Origin of the sequence: Mycobacterium pseudokansasii (assembly GCF_900566075.1) — a bacterium.
Lineage (GTDB): Bacteria > Actinomycetota > Actinomycetes > Mycobacteriales > Mycobacteriaceae > Mycobacterium > Mycobacterium pseudokansasii.
This window is the reverse complement of sequence record NZ_UPHU01000001.1, coordinates 713,851-732,547: the sequence shown is the minus strand read 5'-3', so window position 1 is coordinate 732,547 and position 18,697 is coordinate 713,851. Positions and strand designations below refer to the sequence as shown.

Here is an 18,697-nt window from a genome sequence, read left to right as displayed (position 1 = left end):
AGCTATGCCGCGTTCATTCGACATGTCGGCCGACTACGAAGGCAGCGTCGAAGAAGTTCACCGGGTTTTCCACGATGAGGAGTACTGGCGGGGCAGGCTGGCCGAAACCCCGGTCGACATTGCGACCCTGCACTCGATGCGCGTAGGTGGTCAGTCCGGAACCGAGGGCACCATCGAGGTGGTCACGCTACAGACCGTGCATCGGCACAACCTCCCCGGTTTGGTCACCCAGTTGCATCGGGGCGACCTCTGCGTGCGGCGCGAGGAAATGTGGAGCCCGGTGACCGACGGCATCGCGACGGCATCTATCGCCGGATCGATCGTGGACGCTCCGGCCAACCTGTGGGGCACCGCCGTGCTGTCTCCCAACGCCGACTCGGGCGGCGCCCGGCTGTCGCTGCAGGTGACCATCCAGGTACGTATTCCGCTGATCGGCGGCAAACTGGAGAGCATCATCGGCACCGAGCTGCGCCAGCTGGTGACGCTGGAGCAACGCTTCACCACGCAGTGGATCGCCAACAACGCCTAGCCACACCAGCGGGTATCGGCGGCTCCTAAGCTGACCAGTATGCGGATCGCGTTGGCGCAAATACTCAGCGGTACCGACCCAGCAGCGAACTTGCTCCTGGTGCGCGAGTACGCCAACCGGGCTGTCGACGCCGGTGCCGAGCTGGTGGTGTTTCCCGAAGCGACGATGTGCCGGTTCGGTGTGCCGCTGGCACCGATCGCCGAGCCTGTCGACGGCCCCTGGGCCAACGGTGTGCGGCGGATCGCGACCGAAGCCGGCATCACCGTGGTCGCGGGCATGTTCACCCCCGCCGATGCCGGGCGGGTGATGAACACCCTGCTCGCAGTGGGTCCGGGGAGGCCGAATCAGCCTGACGCGCACTACCACAAGATTCATCTCTACGACGCGTTCGGCTTTACCGAGTCGCGTACCGTCGCCCCGGGACACGAGCCGGTGGTGATCACAGTCAACGACGTGCGGGTAGGTTTGACCGTTTGCTACGACATCCGCTTCCCGGCGCTCTACACCGAGCTGGCCCGGCGCGGCGCTTCGCTCATCGCCGTGTGCGCGTCCTGGGGTTCGGGTCCTGGCAAACTCGACCAGTGGACATTGCTGGCCCGGGCCAGGGCACTGGACTCCACGAGCTATGTCGCCGCGGCGGGTCAAGCCGACCCGGGCGGCAGGCTCACCAGTTCGGGCGCGCCCACCGGCGTGGGCGGCAGCTTGGTCGCTTCGCCGTTAGGGCAGGTGGTGGCATCGGCCGGCGCCGAGCCGCAGCTCCTGGTCGCCGATATCGATGTCGAGAACGTGACCGCGGCCCGCGACAGTATCGCCGTGCTGCGCAACCCCTCAGACTTCGTTCATATTGATAGGGCACAATCGCGTAGGTGACGAACCCGCAAGGGCCACCCAATGAGGGCCCGTCGACATGGTCGCGTCCCAGCAATCCAGGCCCCCTTGGCCGGCCTCCGGCGCCTACAGATCCCTCCGGCGGGCAGTTGCGTCCCGGCGGGCCCGGCTCGACCCCTGCCCAGGATCCGGCCCCTCAGGCCGGACCCGGGGCCGGCCAGGCAACCCAGCCGACGGAGCACTTGGCTGCGGCCAATGCCGATGCACAGCGACCCGGGCCACCGCAGGCCGCCGCGGCCGCCGCCAAGACCACTGCGATCGCCAAGCCGCAAGACGACGCCGAATCGGGAGCGCCCAAACGGAAACGCCGCTGGCGTCGGGACCCGCTGTCGATCTTCCTCATCCTGATCATCGTGTTTTCGCTGGTCGTCGCGGGCCTGATCGGAGCGGAGCTGTACGTCCGTCATGAAGCCAACAGCAAGATTGCCGAAGCGGTGGCATGTGAGGTCAAGGACAAGGCCAGCGCTTCCTTCGGTGTGGCCCCGTTGGTCTTGTGGCAGCTCGCGACCAAACATTTCACCAACATCTCTGCAGAGACGGCGGGCAATCAGGTTCGTGATGCCAAGGGCATGAAGCTGCAAATCAACATTCGGGACGTCCAACTCAGAGACACCCCCAACTCCCAGGGCACGGTGGGTGCGCTCGATGCCACCGTCACGTGGACGTCTGTGGGCATCAAGGAATCGTTCCAAAACGCGATACCGGTGCTGGGCCCGTTCGTTTCCAACACCGTGACGACCCACCCCAGAGACGGCACAGTCGAGATGAAGGGCTTTCTCGACAACATCGTGGTCAAGCCGCAGGTGACCGGAAACGGTCTGCAACTGCCGATTGTCACGTTCAACGCGCTGGGCTTCACGCTGCCCAAGGAGTCGGTGCAATCGATGCTCGACGACTTTTTCAGCAAGCTGACCAAGGATTTCCCGCTGGGTATTCATTGGGACAATGTGCAGGTCACCGATACCGGTGTGGTCGCTCACCTATCGACCCGCAACGCCACCATCCCCGCCGGCGGCGAGCAGGATCCGTGTTTCGCCAACCTCTGAGGCCCGTCAGTCGGGGCTGAGCCCATCGAGAACCGAACGGGTTCCGGACAGGCCGAGTCGGGTGGCGCCGGCGCGCAGCATGTCGATAGCGCCGGCGGCGGTGCGAATGCCGCCACTGGCCTTGACCCCCAGACGACCGCCGACGGTGTCGGCCATCAGTGCGACCGCGGCCACCGTCGCCCCGCCGGCGGGATGAAACCCCGTCGACGTCTTGACGAAGTCGGCGCCGGCGCCTTCGGCGACCCGACACACCGCTCTCAGCAGGTGCTCCCCCGCCCGGTCCAGCAGCACCGCCGACTCCACGATCACCTTCAGCACGGCCCCGGCCGTCGCGGCACGTACCGCCTCGATGTCCGACCGCACCGCATCCAGGTCTCCGGCCAGCGCAGCGCCGATGTCGATCACCATGTCGATTTCGACTGCCCCCGACGCGACGGCCTGCGCCGCCTCGAGCGCCTTGACCGCTGACAGGTGCTTGCCCGACGGGAAACCCGTCACCGCCGCGATCCGCACGTCACCGGCTCCGAGCGCGGCCGGCACCATCGATGGCGAGACACATACCGCATAGACGCCCAGCCCGGCGGCTTCTCCGACCAGTGCCGCCACATCGGCAGCGGTCGCCTCGGGCTTGAGTAGCGTGTGGTCGACCAACGCCGCCAGCTGCCGTCGCGTCGGCGGGCCCGGCATCAGAACTGCTCTTCGGCGCCACCCGGGTTGCACCGGGAGGCAAACATCTCCGTGTCGTCGACGACCGGCCGCCACGGCTCGAGGTTCCAGCTGATCTTCCCGGGTAGTGCGAACTCGGCCAGCTGCCAGTGACAGTCGAACTGTGCCCGCATGCCGGGTGTGTCGGCGTCGGGGGCCAAGCCGAGTACCTCCGCCCAGGCCTCGTCGGCGGCTGCGGCGCTGCTGCCGGGGTCGCGGGAAGCCGCGCGACCGGATGGCGTCGGGTAGACCCGCAGGCTGCTCAGGCGCCCCGAATACGCCCATTGGGTGTGATCGACGAACGGCGGCGAAAATACCGAGCCCGACGGGTCAGCGACACCGCCACCGAGACCGGCTTCGGCGGGAACAGCGCACAGCACGCCGACCAGCACCGCTACCGCCGCGGCCACCAGGGCTTTCATCCGGTCAGCGGGACTTACCCTGGATTTCCAGAAGCTTGGGCCGCACGTCGACCAGATAGACGCCGGCCGCGCAGGCGGCGATTGCCATCCCGAGCACGCCGAAGACGAAGCCGAGGATTGAAGTCAGCGCCACCGCCGCCCCAAGGATCACCAACCACACCGGCTTGGTCAGCTTGTCTGCGGCGGTATAGGCGTCTGGCCGCTGCAGCGCCGCATGCACGAAGGCATACACCGCCGTCACCAGGACGGCGATCTGCAAGACCAACATGACGGTACCCACAAGGTGGCTCACGCTTAAAGAGTATGCGGGCAGCGCCCAAAACGTCGACTCCGGGTCGCCCGTTGGGCGACTCGGACCCCCAAAAAACGTCGACTCCGAGTCGCCCGTTGGGCGACTCGGAGTCGACGGTCGAGGGTCGCCGGCTTACTTTTGGGTGACCTTCTTGGCCGGAGCCTTCTTGGCAGGCGCCTTCTTGGCCGGAGCTGCCTTCTTGGCCGCAGCCGGGGCCTTCTTCGCCGGAGCCTTCTTACCGGACTCCGCCTTCTTCGGCAGCTCGATGCCGACCAGCTTGGCGGCACGCTCACCGACGGCGCGGGTCTGCGACGCGACGGTGCCCAGCGCCTCCTGGGTCAGCTCGACGGCCTGGTCCACGTAGCCCTCGGCACGCGCCGACGCATCTTCGAAGACCGGCTGGCTGCGCAGCCGCTCCAGGGCGGCTTCGCCGCGCTGGACCAATTCGTTGTACCGGTTGGTGGCAGCCTCGAGGTAACCCTCGGCAGCCTTGCGCAACTCCTCGGCGGTGAAACGCTCACGGAGTTCGCTGAACTGCTCGGGAAGGTCCTCCTGCAGCTTGGTCAGGCGGGCACGACTCTCCTCAACGCGGGCCTCAACGCGGGTGCGGGTGTCCGTGCGGGTCTCTTCGGCACGCTCGCGCAGGTTGGCGATCAAGTCGTTGACGGTGGCCAGAGCCAGGTCGGCGGCACCAAGCGCGGCGAGCAACGGAGCCCGCAGGTCCTCGATGTTCGGGTTTTCAGCCATGGTATTTCCTTTCCATCAATTGTTTCGTTATCGGTGTTATTGCATCGTGATATGAAGTTGGAGCAAGCGTCGGCTCCTCTGGCGGAGTAGTCAAGACCCGCGGATTGACCTGGCACGCGACTTGCTGAAGACCTCCTGATGTGTCGGGTCGGTTGGTGATCGAGTTCGTCGTTGTCCGGGCCGCGTTATCGGGTCGGTCAGGCGGCTTGCCTGAAACAGAATTCCCCGTCCCTCTTGGGTTGCCCGGCGGCCGTCGATCTAGACCTCACCTGACGTCGGATCTGACGGCCGACACGCTGATCAATCGTCAATGTCGGATGGGCTCGAACACTCCTCACGGGTGGCTTCGTTCTGGTGGGTGAACGCGGCGTAGATATCCAGCAGAATCTGCTTTTGACGCTCGGTGATCACCGTGTCTGTGATGATGGCGTCACGAACTTGGCTGGTCTCGCTGGGCTCGAGAATTCCGGCCCGCACATAAAGGACCTCGGCGGAAACCCGCAACGCCTTTGCGATCTGGGCCAGGACGTCGGCCGACGGCTTACGCAGGCCGCGCTCAACCTGGCTCAGGTATGGATTGCTGACACCGGACCGTTCGGCAAGTTGCCGCATCGAGACCTGCGCCGTTTCGCGTTGTGTCCGGATGAAGCTGCCGATGTCGGAGGCTCTGGAAGTCACACTGGACACCTTCGCGCCGAACTTTTCCTCCGGCGGCATTGGTGCGCTCCTTACATGCTGTTTGATCTTGACGCACTCAGGGTACGGACAGGTGCTTGCTTTTGCAAGCGCTTGTTAGCACCCCTAGAAGAACAGCTGGGCGATGGCGTAGATGGCCAGCCCTGCCAACGCGCCTACCACGGTGCCGTTGATCCGGATAAATTGCAGGTCGCGGCCCACGTGTAATTCGATTCGCCGACTGGCTTCCTCCGCGTCCCAACGTTCGATCGTGTCGGTGATGATCGCTGTGATCTCCACCCCATATTGCGAAACCAGGTGTTGGGCGGCCCGAACCATCCAATTGTCGAGCTTGTCGCGCAGCTCGGCGTCGTCGCGCAGTGATTCGCCGACTCGGATCACCGTGTCGGCGATCCGGGTGCGCAAACTGCTGGACGGGTCGTCGACGCCCTCGAGCACCAGCTGTTTGAGCGTCTTCCATGCCGCCGCGGCGGCGTTGGCGACCTCATCGCGCGCCATCAGCTGCTCTTTGACCGCATCGGCGCGTGCGATGGTGGCGGCGTCGTTTTGCAGGTCGTCGGCGAACTCGAACAGAAAGCGCGTCGCTGACCGGCGCAGTTCGTGATCGGGATTACGGCGGACCTTGTCGGTGAAGTCCATCAATTCGCGATGGATACGGTCACCCACCAGATGGTCGATGAATCGCGGCGACCAGGTAGGCGAATCGCGTTCCACCACCCGCTGAATAACCACCCCGGCATTGAGCGACCACTGAAATGCGCGGTCGGCCAGCAGCTGGATCAGCGCCTCCTGCCGGTTCTCGGACAGCGCGGTCTGCAGCATCCGTCCCACCGGCGGGCCCCACTGCGGCTCGGCGATGCGCCGCATGATCATCCGGTCGATCAGCTGATGAATCTCGTCGTCGTTGAGCAGCTCCACCAGCACCCGCAGCACCGTGGCCGTCTCGGCCGCCACCCGACGGGCGTGCGCGGGATCCGACAGCCACTTGCCCAACCGGCTGGGTACTTGCGCGTCGCGCAGTTTGGTCTCCACCACCGGCCCGGACAGGAAGTTCTCCCGGACAAAGGTGCCCAGGCCCTCGCCCAGCTGGTCCTTCTTGCGCCTGATGATGGCGGTATGCGGGATCGGAATGCCCAGCGGATGCTTGAACAACGCAGTGACCGCGAACCAGTCGGCCAGCGCGCCCACCATGCCGGCCTCCGCGCCCGCGCCGACGTAGCCGACCCACAGCGGTGCAGCGCCATCCGCCTGCGCCCACCTGCAGGCGAGAAACACGACCGTGGCGCCAAGCAGAAAACTCAACGCCACCAATTTCATCCGCCGCAGCGCCCGCCGGCGCTCGGCGTCCGCCTCCGGATCGGCTCCGGCGAACGACTCCGCCAGGGACCGCCGACGCACCCCTGCCGCCGGCGTGCCCACCCCAAGCCTCGGCGGCGAACCCGACGCGTCGACTCTGTGTGCCACCACACCATCATCCGCTATCCCCGCGGCCAGTTAGTGTGACGGCACTCTTCCCGGGCTTCACCCACAGGCAGCCGATGAGCCATATGAGCCCCCGCACGCCGTAGTATCGACTGCGTCTAGTAAATGGGAATCGGCGGAGAGTGACAGAGCATATCCCGGCCGCGACGGGCAAAACGGATGGGCGCAAGCGGCGCTGGCACCAGCACAAGGTGGAGCGGCGCAACGAACTCGTTGACGGAACAATCGACGCCATACGGGTCCGCGGCCGCTTCCTGAGCATGGACGAGATCGCAGCGGAGATCGGTGTTTCCAAGACCGTGCTCTACCGCTATTTCGTCGACAAGAACGATCTGACGACCGCGGTGATGATGCGGTTCGCACAGACCACGTTGATTCCGAACATGGCCGCGGCGCTGTCATCCAACCTCGACGGCTACGAGCTGACCCGCGAAGTCATCCGGGTGTACGTGGAAACGGTGGCGTCCGAGCCCGAGCCATACCGGTTCGTGATGGCCAACAGCTCGGCCAGTAAGAGCAAGGTGATCGCCGACTCCGAGCGGATCATTGCCCGCATGATCGCGGTGATGCTGCGCCGCCGCATGCAGGAGGTCGGCATGGACACCGGCGGGGTGGAACCGTGGGCGTATCTGATCGTCGGCGGCGTTCAACTGGCCACCCACTCCTGGATGTCGGCCCCGCGGATGTCCAGCGACGAGCTGATCGACTACCTGACGATGCTGAGCTGGAGTGCTTTGTGCGGGATCGTGGAGGCCGGCGGGTCGCTGGAAAAGTTCCGCGAGCAGCCACATCCGTCGCCGATCGTGCCACCACGGCGGCCGGTGGAATAGGCTGCCCCGGCAGGGCGCGGCGCGGCCGAGGGTAGCGGTGCGGACCCGGTGGCGGCTGCCGCGGCCGTTGCAGGCCTTTCGCAGCGGCTAACATGCTTGAGGGGCATCCCGGGGGGAGACCAGGGTGCGCTGAGCCACGCCCTGCGAAGCAGAAAGGCCCAACCGCTATGTCCGTGCAGCTCACACCGCATTTCGGAAACGTGCAAGCCCACTACGACCTGTCCGACGACTTCTTCCGGCTGTTTCTGGACCCCACCCAGACCTACAGCTGCGCATACTTCGAGCGCGACGACATGACGCTGGAAGAGGCGCAGCTGGCAAAAATCGACCTGTCGCTGGGAAAGCTCAAGCTCGAGCCCGGGATGACGTTGTTGGACATTGGCTGCGGCTGGGGCGCCACCATGCGGCGAGCCATCGACAAGTACGACGTCAACGTTGTGGGCCTGACATTGTCCGAGAACCAGGCGGCCCACGTCCAGCAGATGTTCGACAAGATGGACACCCCCCGCACCAGGCGGGTGTTGCTGGAAGGGTGGGAGAAATTCCACGAGCCTGTCGACCGGATCGTCTCGATCGGCGCATTCGAGCACTTCGGCCGTCAGCGCTACCCACGCTTTTTCAAGATGGCCTACAACGTACTGCCCTCCGACGGCGTGATGCTGCTGCACACCATCGCTCGTCCCACCTTCAAAGACGCCCGAGCTCGGGGGCTGACCCTTACCCACGAAATCGTGCACTTCACTCAATTCATCCTGGCCGAGATCTTCCCCGGCGGCTGGCTGCCAACAATCCCAACGGTTGAAGAGCACGCCACCACGGCCGGTTTCAAAGTCACCCGGGTTCAGTCGTTGCAGCTGCACTACGCAAAGACACTGGACACCTGGGCAGCGGCGTTGGAAGCCAACAAGGAAAAGGCGATCGCGATCCAGTCCGAGAAGGTCTATGACCGCTATATGAAGTACCTCACGGGTTGCGCGAAACTGTTCCGCGAGGGCTACACCGACGTCGACCAGTTCACGTTGGAGAAGTAGCGTCGCTGCCCGGCCCGTCGCTACGCGTGAATGTCAATACGTGTAGAAACCCCGACCGGATTTCTTACCCAACTGGCCTGCCTCGACCATCCGCAGCAACAGCGGCGGCGGTCCGTACAGCGGCTCCTTGAACTCCTCGAACATCTTGTCGGCGATCAGTTTGAGCGTGTCCAGGCCAACGAGGTCGGATAGGCGCAATGGCCCCATCGGATGCGACAGCCCGGCAACGACGGCCTTGTCGACGTCTTCGACGGTGGCGAACCCGGCTTCGACCATCCGGATCGCCGACAACAGATACGGCACCAGGAGGGCGTTCACCACGAAACCGGATCGGTCGGAACAGCGCACCACCTGCTTACCCAGGACGGTGCCGGCAAACTCCTCGGTGCGGGCCGCAGCGGCCTCGTCGGTGACCAGCGTGGTGACCAACTCGACCAGCGGCAGTACCGGGACCGGATTGAAGAAATGCAGACCTAACACACGCTGCGGGTTCTTGGTGGCCGCGGCGATTCTCATCACCGGGATGCTCGAGGTGTTGGAGGCCAGCACCGCGTCGGGATCGGTGATGACTCGGTCGAGTTCGGCGAAGATCGCCGCCTTGACGGCTTCGTCCTCGACCACGGCCTCGATCACCAGCTGCCGGTCGGCCAGGTCGTTCAGGTCAGTGGTGAAGGTCAAGTTACTCAGCGCGCGGTCTCGCTCGCGCTCTGTCACCTTGCCAGCGCTGACGCCTCGCTCCAGCGATTTCACGATGCGGTTGCGTCCGGCGGTGACCAGCGCCTCGGTCGCCTCGAACACCGTCACTTCGACGCCCGCGCGTACCGAGACCTCGGCGATTCCGGACCCCATCTGTCCGGCCCCGACCACCCCTACCCGCTGGATCGCTGCGTCACTCACTGTTACCTCTTCCGAATCGTATTGCCTTGCACCGCAATAGGCCCCGCCCAGGTTGACTGAGCGGGACCTATGCTGTCAACTTCGCCCGCGAGCAGACGCAGACTCGCATCAACTGCACGCTAGACGTGCGACTCTGTGGCTGCTCGGCGTGGCGTCAGTGACCCGAGCCTTCGGTTTCACTTCCTCGTCGCGGGCTGCACCCGCTCCTCGTCAGTGAAACTGGCCCTCTTCGGTCGAACCGGCCAGTGCCGTGGTCGACGACGTCGGGTCCACCGTGGTCGCGATCCGGTCGAAGTAGCCGGCACCGACCTCGCGCTGGTGCTTGGTGGCGGTGTACCCGCGCTCCTCGGCGGCGAACTCGCGCTCCTGCAGCTCGACATAGGCGCTCATCTGGTTGCGGGCGTAGCCGTAGGCCAGGTCGAACATCGAGTAGTTGAGCGCGTGGAAACCGGCCAGCGTGATGAACTGGAATTTGAAGCCCATGGCACCCAGCTCCTTCTGGAACTTGGCGATGGTGGCGTCGTCGAGGTGCTTGCGCCAGTTGAACGACGGCGAGCAGTTGTAGGCCAGCAACTGGTCGGGGAACTCCGACTTGACACCCTCGGCGAACTTCTTGGCCAGCTCCAGGTCGGGAGTACCGGTCTCCATCCAGATCAGGTCGGCGAACGGCGCGTAGGCCTTGGCACGGGCGATGCAGGGCTCCAGGCCGTTCTTGATCCGGTAGAAGCCCTCGGCGGTGCGCTCACCGGTGATGAACGGACGGTCGCGCTCGTCGACGTCGGAGGTGATCAGCGTGGCCGCCTCGGCGTCGGTGCGGGCGATGACCACGGTGGGGACACCGGCGACGTCGGCCGCCAGGCGCGCCGAGGTCAGCGTGCGGATGTGCTGCTGGGTGGGGATCAGCACCTTGCCACCCAGGTGGCCGCACTTCTTTTCCGAGGCCAGCTGGTCCTCCCAGTGGGTGCCGGCGACACCCGCGGCGATCATGGCCTTCTGCAGCTCGTAGACGTTGAGCGCGCCGCCGAAGCCGGCCTCACCGTCGGCGACGATCGGCACCAGCCAGTTGTCCACGGAACGGTCATTTTCGACCTTGGCGATTTCGTCGGCGCGCAGCAGCGCGTTGTTGATGCGGCGGACGACCTGCGGCACCGAGTTGGCCGGGTACAGGCTCTGATCGGGGTAGGTGTGACCCGACAGGTTTGCGTCGCCGGCGACCTGCCAACCCGACAAATAGATGGCCTTCAGGCCGGCACGCACCTGCTGCACGGCCATGTTGCCGGTTAACGCGCCCAGCGCGTTGACGAAGTCCATCTCGTGCAGCTGCTCCCAGAGCACCTCGGCGCCGCGCCGGGCGAGAGTGTGCTCCTCGACGACGTGGCCCTGCAGGGCGACGACATCTTGGGGGGTGTAGGTGCGGGTGATGCCCTGCCACCGGAGGTTGTGGTCCCAATCGTGCTGGATCTGCTCAGCGCTCTTCGGGGTGCCAACCACAGACATTGGACTGCTCCTAACGGTCACTCAATTTGCTGGACTGCTGAGACCACAGCGCGACCGCGACGGTGCGGAGGGCCCAGCTTCACTGGTGTGCTAATCCGACCATGGCACAGCCAGCTAACCTGGTCTACCCATTTCATTTGCCAAGTTCAGCAATGACTTTCGGCGATTTTGCTAATTTTGCAAAGTCACCGCTGAACTGAACCGTTACAGAACTTACCTGTCAGTAACGGCAAAGCCGCAGGTCAACACGTGGATTTCCGGTAACGGACCGGCCTTAGCGGGCGAAGATGGCGGCGACGGCTTTGGTCTCGTCGCCAACCGCATATGTGAGCGTTGTAACAGTCCGGTCGGCCAGGCTGGAGCCGAATTGCTCGGTCGAGCCGGGCGGATGAACGTGCGAGATGATCTCCAGTTTGTCGCCCAGCGCCACCGGCGCCTCGTGCTCGATGGTCACCCGCAACGGCCCCGCCAACAGGTCGGTGTGGCCGGCCAGGTAGTCCTCGATCACGCTCCAGTACACCGAGTTGTTCATATGGTCGAACAAGTCGATGTCGGTGACCCGGACCGGGAATTCGTGGATTTCGGTGGCGTCATCACGGCTGCCGGGCTTGAGGTAGCCCTTCCACCGCAGCCGGTCAACGGAGGTGGTCTTGTGCAGCCCTGCCAAGAAGTCGTCGGCGATACGCGCCGGCATCTCGGTTTCCCGGTTGACGTGGATCCAGAACGCCTCGGACTCGATGAGGCCGCGTCCGCGCTTCCCGTCTATACGAACACGCATTTCACACCACCGGTTGGAGGTTCCCGAACACCAGCGCCGACACCGCAGCATGTCCTGGAACTCGATCGGCCGGATCATGTCCACCATGGTGCGCCGGACTATCCACAACGGGTGGGTCTCCTCGAAACCCATCTCGCGCAACTGGTCCTGGCCGATGTCCTGGATATGCCGGCACGCCGCGTCCAACCGCAACCTGCCGGTGCGGTCGATATCGCCGACACGCAATGGCCACTCGCGATCGAACACGCTGGGGTGACCGTCCGGCACCGGCATCAATTCTTTGTCCAGGCTCACGGCTCTACTCCCCGTTCCCTCCTTGTGCGAACCCCAGGTTTACCCTGAGAGGCTGATGCGAATCATGCCAACGACGCGTTGAAAACACCAATCGGAACACCGCCCGGCGCGGATATGCGAACTCTGCGAAACATGGCTTCGCACAGCCGGTACGCTCATTGAAGTGTCCAAAACGTTCGTCGGCTCCCGGGTCCGCCAGCTGCGGAGCGAACGCGGGTTCAGCCAGGCGGCGCTGGCCCAGGTGCTCGAGATCTCGCCGAGCTACCTCAACCAGATCGAGCACGACGTCCGCCCGCTGACGGTGGCGGTACTGCTCCGGATCACCGAGGTGTTCGGGGTGGACGCGACCTTCTTCGCTTCCCAGGACGACACCCGGCTGGTCGCCGAGTTGCGGGAGGTCACCCTGGACCGCGACCTGGATATTGACGTGGACCCGACCGAGGTCGCCGAAATGGTCGGTGCACACCCGACCCTGGCGCGGGCGATGGTCAATCTGCACCGGCGTTACCGCATCACCACCGCGCAGCTGGCCGCCGCCACCGAGGAGCGGTTTTCCGACGGCAGTGGCACTGGGTCGATCACCATGCCGCACGAGGAAGTCCGCGACTACTTCTATCAGCGCCAAAATTATCTGCACGAGCTGGACACCGCCGCCGAGGACCTGACGGTCCAGATGCGGATGCACCACGGCGACCTGGGCCGCGAGTTGACGCGCCGCCTCACCGAGGTCCACGGCGTCCATATCAACAAGCGGATCGACCTCGGCGACGGCGTGCTGCACCGCTACGACCCCGCGTCCAAGACGCTGGAAATCAGCAATCACCTCGCGCCCGGCCAGCAGCTGTTCAAGATGGCCGCCGAGCTGGCGTACCTCGAATTCGGCGACCTGATCGACACCCTGGTCGAAGAGGGCAAGTTCACCAGCGACGAGTCGCACACGCTGGCCCGGCTGGGGCTGGCCAATTACTTCGCGGCGGCCGCGGTGCTGCCCTACCGCCAATTCCACGACGTCGCCGAGAATTTCCGCTACGACGTCGAGCGCCTGTCGGCGTTCTACTCGGTGAGCTACGAGACCATCGCGCACCGGCTGTCGACGCTGCAACGGCCGTCGATGCGCGGCGTGCCATTTTCCTTCATCCGGGTTGACCGCGCCGGCAACATGTCGAAACGCCAGTCGGCCACGGGTTTTCACTTCTCCTCCAGCGGCGGAACCTGCCCGCTGTGGAACGTCTACGAGACGTTCGCCAATCCGGGGAAGATCCTGGTGCAGATCGCCCAGATGCCCGACGGGCGCAACTACATGTGGGTGGCCCGCACCGTGGAGCGACGCGCCGCCCGGTATGGTCAGCCCGGTAAAACCTTCGCGATCGGACTGGGTTGCGAACTTCGCCACGCGCACCGACTCGTCTACTCGGAAGGACTCGACTTGTCCGGGGATCCGAACATCACCGCAACACCGATCGGCGCGGGTTGCCGGGTATGCGAACGCGACAACTGTCCGCAGCGGGCCTTCCCCGCGCTGGGCCGCGCGCTCGACCTCGACGAGCATCGCAGTACCGTGTCGCCCTACCTGGTCAAGCAGCCATGACCGGGGACCAGGTCGCGCGCATCCCGTCGGGCCGGTTACGCCAGCTGGGACCGGTCAACTGGGTCCTCGCAAAGCTGGGAGCCCGTGCGGTCCGTGCACCGGAGATGCACCTGTTCACCACACTGGGCTACCGCCAGTCGCTGTTCTGGGCCTGGCTGATCTACGGCGGCCGGCTGCTGCGCGGACGGCTGCCCCGAATCGACACCGAGTTGGTGATTCTGCGGGTGGCGCATTTGCGATCGTGCGAATACGAGCTGCAGCACCATCGCCGGATGGCGCGCGCCGCGGGGCTGGATGCGCAGACTCAGGCCACGATCTTCGCGTGGCCGGACGTTCCGGAGGGCGACGGGCCCCGAAAGGTACTCAGCGCGCGGCAGCAGGCGTTGTTGAAGGCGACCGACGAGTTGATCAAGGACCGGTCGATCACCACCGACACCTGGCAGCAGCTGGCGGCCCACCTCAAACAGCGTCAGCTGATCGAATTCTGCATGCTGGCAACCCAATACGACGGGCTCGCGGCGACGATAACGGCGCTCAACATTCCGTTGGACAACCCGCGCTAGCGGTTCAGAGGTAGATGTCGGCCAGCACGGCCAACGTCAGCACCACCGGAAGAATCGGCAGGCCGAACACGAAGGCCGCCCACAGGTGGTTACTGCGCCAGCGCAGCAGCAAGCCGCCCAGCGCGGCGCAGACGGCCAGCACTCCCGACAGCAGCAACACCGCTTTGCTCCAGCTGTTCACTGTGGTGAGGTCTTCGCCGATCGAAATGGCCACCAGCCACAGCACATAGCCGGTGGCCACACCGCCGATGCCGCCCAGGAGAGTCTCGGTGCGAATCATCGGGTGGCTCAGAAGTTGATCATGTGCCCGGTCAGGCCGTGGAAGCACTCCTGCAGCGCCTCCGACATGGTCGGGTGGGTGTGGACGTTGCGGGCCAGCTCGGTGGCCGTCAGATCCCACTTCTGTGCCAGGGTGAGTTCGGGCAACAGCTCGGACACATCGTGGCCGATCAGGTGCCCACCGAGCAGCTCGCCGTGGTTGGCGTCGGCCACCAGTTTGACGAAACCGCTGGGGTCGCCCAGGCCGTGCGCCTTGCCGTTGGCGGTGAAGGGGAATTTCGCCACCACGACGTCGTAACCCTCGTCGCGCGCCTGCTGCTCGGTGAGCCCGAAGCTGGCGACCTGGGGCTGGCAGAACGTCGCACGCGGCAACATCCGGTAGTCGCCCAGTGCCAAAGTCTCTGCGCCGGCAATGGTTTCGGCTGCCACAACGCCCATGGCCTCGGCGACATGGGCCAGCATCAGCTGCCCGGTGACGTCACCGATGGCGTAGATGTGCGAAACGCTGGTCTGCATGTACTCGCTGATGCCGATGGCCTTGCGGTCGGTCAGCGCAACGCCGGCCTTGTCCAGCCCGTAGCCGTCGACATTGGGCGCAAAACCGATGGCCTGCAATACTTTCTCGGCCTTGAGCTCCTCGGATTTGCCGTCCTTGCTGACCACCACGGTGACCCCTGAGCCGTTGTCGGTGATCGACTCGCACTTGGTCCCGGTGAGGATCTTGACTCCCAGCTTCTTGAATTGCTTCTCGATCTCCTTGGAGACCTCGGCGTCTTCGTTGGGCAGTGCCCGCGGCAAGAATTCCACGATCGTCACATCGACGCCGTAGTTCTTCAGCACGTAGCCGAACTCCATGCCGATGGCGCCGGCTCCGGCAATGATGATGGACTTCGGCAACTCCCGGGACAGGATCTGTTCCTCGTAGGTGACCACGTTGGCCGATAGCGACGTGCCGGGCACCAGCCGGGTACTGCTGCCGGTGGCGATGATGGCGTTGTCGAAGGTCACCGTGTCGGTTCCGCCGTCGTTCAGGTCGACCGAGAGCGTGTTGGCGTCGGTGAACCTGCCGTAGCCGTGGATCTCGGTGATCTTGTTCTTCTTCATCAAGAAGTGCACCCCGGCGACGCGACCCTCGGCCACCTTTCGGCTGCGGTCGAAGGCGACGCCGTAGTCGAACGTTGCCTCGCCGCTGATACCAAAAGTCTTGGCGTCCTTGGTGAAGATGTGCACGAGTTCGGCGTTGCGCAGCAACGCCTTGGACGGGATGCAGCCGACGTTGAGGCAGACGCCGCCCCAGTATTTCGGTTCGACGATTGCGGTGTTCAGACCGAGCTGCGCGCAACGAATGGCGGCCACGTATCCGCCCGGACCGGCCCCGAGGACGACGACGTCATAGTGAGTCACGGGCACTACCCTAACGGCTGCAATGCCTGGGCAGGGATCGAGTCACGGGCAGTCGCGGCGGCGATCCCACAGCCGTCGGCACTGCGGCGGCGACTGGCATAGCCGCCGCGATTCCGTCAGCGGCCGTGACGGTGCCGTACTCGGCGGGCACCGGGAGCTGCCTGCGCCCGTCCGATCGGCCGCGGACGCTAGTTACTTCGCCGATTCAGCCGCGGAGGCCGGGGCCGCGACCCTAGAATTGACACGATCGAAGAAATGAGCGCAATGGGAATCACCGATATCTGCGAGCATCGTCGCGGCCCGGCGGATCGCCGGGCCGTCCCCGGGACAGCGGCACCACCACGGCCACGATGCTCGCCGTAAGCGGGCTGCCATCGTGGTCGTTCACCACGATCGAACGCTGTATTGCGACGCTGCCGCCGATTGAGGAGGTTTGGGCGAGGCTGCCCGACGCCGGGGCGACGGCCCAACTGAAGCGGCGTGAAAATCTGCTCGATGTCGCGACTCTTTCCTGTCCCGCGATCGAGCTCCTGCATCTCCTCATTTCCAGACTGGGTATTTTCCACACGATTATTCGCCATCCGCCCTCCGTGAAAGCCAGCACTAAGCAGACCCTGATAGCGGGTGGGCTCGACGGCAGCGTGCTACTGGTCAACAAGACGATGACGGTGCGGCTGGATAACCAGCATTTTCTGTTCACCGGGGCGGGCGACTTCACCATCAATCGCCGGTTGTTACACCGCGTCGCAGCGGAACTGGGACTTGCCAAACGTGCCGTGAAAGATTGCCGGATCAATCCGGCGGATTACTGCCCCGAATCCGAGCTGAGGCTATTGAAGGGCATCGTCTCGCCTTTCTTCTCACCCGCGATAGCACGGCCCACCCTGCGAGGGGTAGTGCTGATTGCGCCAACCGAGGTTGACCGGGCCGAAGGGCACATGGTTGCGATATCGCTGTCGCCATTTGAGAGCCTGGTTGTGCGGGTCGCCGACTTGCCTGCATTGGTGCGGTATTACGCGGCGCGCGCATATCCCGACCTCAAGAGGACCACACTTGGTGCTGAACTCAGCGGGGTCGGGGGCCTTCGCGGATAACTGCCCACGTACGCGACTGCGCCCGACGACGATGGGCCGCAGCGTCTCTCTGCAAACGTCGTCGGTCGATGCAGCGACGCCGCCAGCAGCCGGGTCGATAATCCGGCACCGACAGCTGGCCGCACAGGTGACTTGTGCAACTATGTCCCAATACAGTTGTATCCTATACAATATATCCGTATGACGTCGCGGAATCCGGCGGCGTCAGCTTCACAGTCTGAGATGACCTGGAAGGGGTTGTGGCGGTGATGTTGTGGGCCGTCCCTGACGACATGGCGAGCGCGGCTGGCGCCGTAGCGGTGCCGAGCGCTCGACCGGCGGCCGCGCACGCCGCTGCCGCACCGGCGATGCACACGGTGGTGGCACATGTCGGCTAAGCGAGAAGCCGCCAGTTGTCACGGCGACGCCAAGGCCGACGGCCTGAATCGCGCGGCGAGTCGCGGTAAATCCCGAGCAGGCAAATCGCCGCGGCAACGCGCCCGGGTGGCCGGCGTCGCACTGGGAGCACTCGCCCTGACCAGCGCCGCCGGTGCCAACCTGGATGTCGCGGCACCCGAATCGGTGACGAGTTCTCAGCTCGGCGTAGGCCGACTCGCTATCACGCTGAATGCTCACGAGGTATTCAAACTCGATACCTGCACATCAGAGGACCCTGGCGGTTCTGTCACCACATCCACCGACGATTCAGATGGCATGGGAGAAACGCCGTCAAACAACGCGACCACCAATCCTCATACGGCACGCATCCGCATCCCCGAGCCCATGCCGATACGCGCCCTGGCGCTCCTCTCTGAATCTGAAGAATCCGAGGCCGTACGAAATCTTCCGGTCCATCTCGATGAGTTTGAAGAATCATCGAGCGAATCATTCGAACCTACTAATCCCGTGGAAACAGTCAGAAGGATATTCGAGGAAATCGACACACCGGAAGCAGAAGCGGAGTTCAGAAGCGTATTCACTCCAACGAACGTATCCTCGACAAGAACAGCAGAGACTCCATATTTCATACCCGACGTCGGTTGGGTAGATGAGAGTTTCGCCAGTAGATTCAGGTATGAGCTGGACGAATTACAGGACCAGCTCAACCAATTCAACCCTGAGGTGGGTGGGAGCAAAGTCGGATTTTCGAGAGACAACATTGACGACCATTTAACTACCCTGCGCGCGAATTTGCCTGAGATTTCTGCGTCAGACCAGCGTGACAGTTCTGAGTCGGACGCGATGGTATTGAGTGGGGAAGAAGATAATTCCGTCTTCGTTACTCTCGGTAACAGCCCTTCCAACGATAACCTCTCGAACCTCTCGAACAATAATATTCCTGACTATAACGCGGTCGACTATGAGGTGAATACCGAGCCGTCTTCAATGCAGATCCCGTTGATCGACCCTTACGCCGACACACCCGACTACCACGGTATGAGCGTGGCGGCGCTTTCGGCGTTGGAATATAGCAATCTAGTCGGCGTCGGCGACAATTATGTTACCGTAGCCGACGTCTTCAATAACGCAGGTTCCACCGATAACAATTGAACATCGCTGGCGGTTAAATACTTCGGCGAGCTAATTGTTTTTTGGTGGTCTAATCGGTTGCCAGGTGCACCAGCGAACGGGAGTAGTGAAATGACGTATCCGGTG

At 64.1% G+C, this 18,697-nt stretch carries 20 protein-coding genes; 9 read left to right on the top strand and 11 right to left on the bottom strand.

The features are described from left to right. Positions 1 to 4: 4 nt before the first annotated feature. From EET10_RS03355 to EET10_RS03345, 3 genes are read left to right on the top strand one after another with little or no spacing between them, the layout of a single operon-like run. Positions 5 to 529 (top strand): DUF2505 domain-containing protein, encoded by a 525-nt coding sequence (locus EET10_RS03355; RefSeq protein WP_036398726.1) that lies wholly within the window; start codon positions 5 to 7, stop codon positions 527 to 529. A gap of 39 nt (positions 530 to 568) precedes the next feature. Continuing rightward, complete coding sequence (locus EET10_RS03350) at positions 569 to 1,399, top strand: carbon-nitrogen hydrolase family protein (protein WP_036398728.1); 831 nt, start codon at positions 569 to 571, stop codon at positions 1,397 to 1,399. Next, on the top strand, positions 1,396 to 2,463 hold the full coding sequence (locus EET10_RS03345; RefSeq protein ID WP_063466960.1) for an LmeA family phospholipid-binding protein: 1,068 nt from the start codon (positions 1,396 to 1,398) through the stop codon (positions 2,461 to 2,463). The genes EET10_RS03350 and EET10_RS03345 overlap by 4 nt, the downstream gene beginning before the upstream one ends. Positions 2,464 to 2,469: 6 nt before the next feature. Here the strand turns inward: EET10_RS03345 and deoC are convergent, their stop codons facing one another. The 6 genes from deoC to EET10_RS03315 form a co-directional block, all read right to left on the bottom strand. Next, complete coding sequence (gene deoC / locus EET10_RS03340) at positions 2,470 to 3,150, bottom strand: deoxyribose-phosphate aldolase (RefSeq protein ID WP_063466959.1); 681 nt, start codon at positions 3,148 to 3,150, stop codon at positions 2,470 to 2,472. Then, positions 3,150 to 3,590 (bottom strand): DUF2599 domain-containing protein, encoded by a 441-nt coding sequence (locus tag EET10_RS03335; protein WP_036398730.1) that lies wholly within the window; start codon positions 3,588 to 3,590, stop codon positions 3,150 to 3,152. The genes deoC and EET10_RS03335 overlap by 1 nt, the downstream gene beginning before the upstream one ends. Before the next feature lie 4 nt (positions 3,591 to 3,594). Further along, a complete protein-coding gene (locus EET10_RS03330; RefSeq protein ID WP_023370391.1) occupies positions 3,595 to 3,882 on the bottom strand; it encodes a DUF2516 family protein in 288 nt (95 codons plus the stop codon). 132 nt (positions 3,883 to 4,014) lie between these two features. Next, positions 4,015 to 4,629 carry a heparin-binding hemagglutinin HbhA gene (gene hbhA, locus EET10_RS03325; RefSeq protein WP_036398732.1) on the bottom strand — a complete coding sequence of 205 codons (615 nt, stop codon included), beginning with the start codon at positions 4,627 to 4,629 and terminating at the stop codon, positions 4,015 to 4,017. Positions 4,630 to 4,929: 300 nt separating this feature from the next. After that, on the bottom strand, positions 4,930 to 5,346 hold the full coding sequence (locus EET10_RS03320) for a helix-turn-helix domain-containing protein (RefSeq protein WP_036398734.1): 417 nt from the start codon (positions 5,344 to 5,346) through the stop codon (positions 4,930 to 4,932). An 84-nt stretch (positions 5,347 to 5,430) separates the two neighbouring features. Beyond that, positions 5,431 to 6,792 (bottom strand): DUF445 domain-containing protein, encoded by a 1,362-nt coding sequence (locus EET10_RS03315; protein ID WP_036398736.1) that lies wholly within the window; start codon positions 6,790 to 6,792, stop codon positions 5,431 to 5,433. Between the two features lie 137 nt (positions 6,793 to 6,929). Here EET10_RS03315 and EET10_RS03310 point away from each other — a divergent pair, with 137 nt between their 5' ends. Beyond that, positions 6,930 to 7,637, top strand: a complete 708-nt coding sequence (locus tag EET10_RS03310; RefSeq protein ID WP_063466956.1) for a TetR/AcrR family transcriptional regulator — start codon at positions 6,930 to 6,932, stop codon at positions 7,635 to 7,637. A 167-nt stretch (positions 7,638 to 7,804) separates the two neighbouring features. Next, entirely contained in the window at positions 7,805 to 8,668 is an 864-nt protein-coding gene (pcaA, locus tag EET10_RS03305; RefSeq protein WP_036398739.1) for a cyclopropane mycolic acid synthase PcaA, read from the top strand. 33 nt (positions 8,669 to 8,701) lie between these two features. On the opposite strand, the gene EET10_RS03300 is transcribed toward pcaA, so the two are convergent. The 3 genes from EET10_RS03300 to EET10_RS03290 form a co-directional block, all read right to left on the bottom strand. After that, positions 8,702 to 9,565: a 3-hydroxybutyryl-CoA dehydrogenase gene (locus EET10_RS03300; RefSeq protein WP_036398741.1), complete on the bottom strand. Its 864-nt coding sequence runs from the start codon at positions 9,563 to 9,565 to the stop codon at positions 8,702 to 8,704. Positions 9,566 to 9,775: 210 nt separating this feature from the next. Beyond that, positions 9,776 to 11,062, bottom strand: coding sequence for an isocitrate lyase (aceA, locus tag EET10_RS03295; protein WP_063466955.1), 1,287 nt, complete (start codon positions 11,060 to 11,062; stop codon positions 9,776 to 9,778). 274 nt (positions 11,063 to 11,336) lie between these two features. After that, a complete protein-coding gene (locus EET10_RS03290; RefSeq protein ID WP_036398743.1) occupies positions 11,337 to 12,134 on the bottom strand; it encodes an acyl-[acyl-carrier-protein] thioesterase in 798 nt (265 codons plus the stop codon). A 163-nt stretch (positions 12,135 to 12,297) separates the two neighbouring features. Between EET10_RS03290 and ramB the strand changes: the two genes are divergently transcribed. Beyond that, on the top strand, positions 12,298 to 13,722 hold the full coding sequence (gene ramB / locus EET10_RS03285) for an acetate metabolism transcriptional regulator RamB (RefSeq protein WP_036398745.1): 1,425 nt from the start codon (positions 12,298 to 12,300) through the stop codon (positions 13,720 to 13,722). Next, positions 13,719 to 14,285, top strand: coding sequence for a carboxymuconolactone decarboxylase family protein (locus EET10_RS03280; protein WP_036398747.1), 567 nt, complete (start codon positions 13,719 to 13,721; stop codon positions 14,283 to 14,285). Before ramB ends, EET10_RS03280 begins: the two co-directional genes overlap by 4 nt. Positions 14,286 to 14,289: 4 nt before the next feature. On the opposite strand, the gene EET10_RS03275 is transcribed toward EET10_RS03280, so the two are convergent. After that, positions 14,290 to 14,565 (bottom strand): hypothetical protein, encoded by a 276-nt coding sequence (locus EET10_RS03275; RefSeq protein ID WP_036398749.1) that lies wholly within the window; start codon positions 14,563 to 14,565, stop codon positions 14,290 to 14,292. An 8-nt stretch (positions 14,566 to 14,573) separates the two neighbouring features. Continuing rightward, positions 14,574 to 15,968, bottom strand: a complete 1,395-nt coding sequence (lpdA, locus tag EET10_RS03270; protein ID WP_036398751.1) for a dihydrolipoyl dehydrogenase — start codon at positions 15,966 to 15,968, stop codon at positions 14,574 to 14,576. Positions 15,969 to 16,318: 350 nt separating this feature from the next. Here lpdA and EET10_RS03265 point away from each other — a divergent pair, with 350 nt between their 5' ends. Together EET10_RS03265 and EET10_RS29085 are read left to right on the top strand one after the other, a co-directional pair. Further along, positions 16,319 to 17,062 carry a hypothetical protein gene (locus tag EET10_RS03265; protein ID WP_122501897.1) on the top strand — a complete coding sequence of 248 codons (744 nt, stop codon included), beginning with the start codon at positions 16,319 to 16,321 and terminating at the stop codon, positions 17,060 to 17,062. A gap of 366 nt (positions 17,063 to 17,428) precedes the next feature. Continuing rightward, entirely contained in the window at positions 17,429 to 18,592 is a 1,164-nt protein-coding gene (locus EET10_RS29085; protein WP_136624707.1) for a hypothetical protein, read from the top strand. The last annotated feature ends 105 nt before the right edge of the window (positions 18,593 to 18,697 follow it).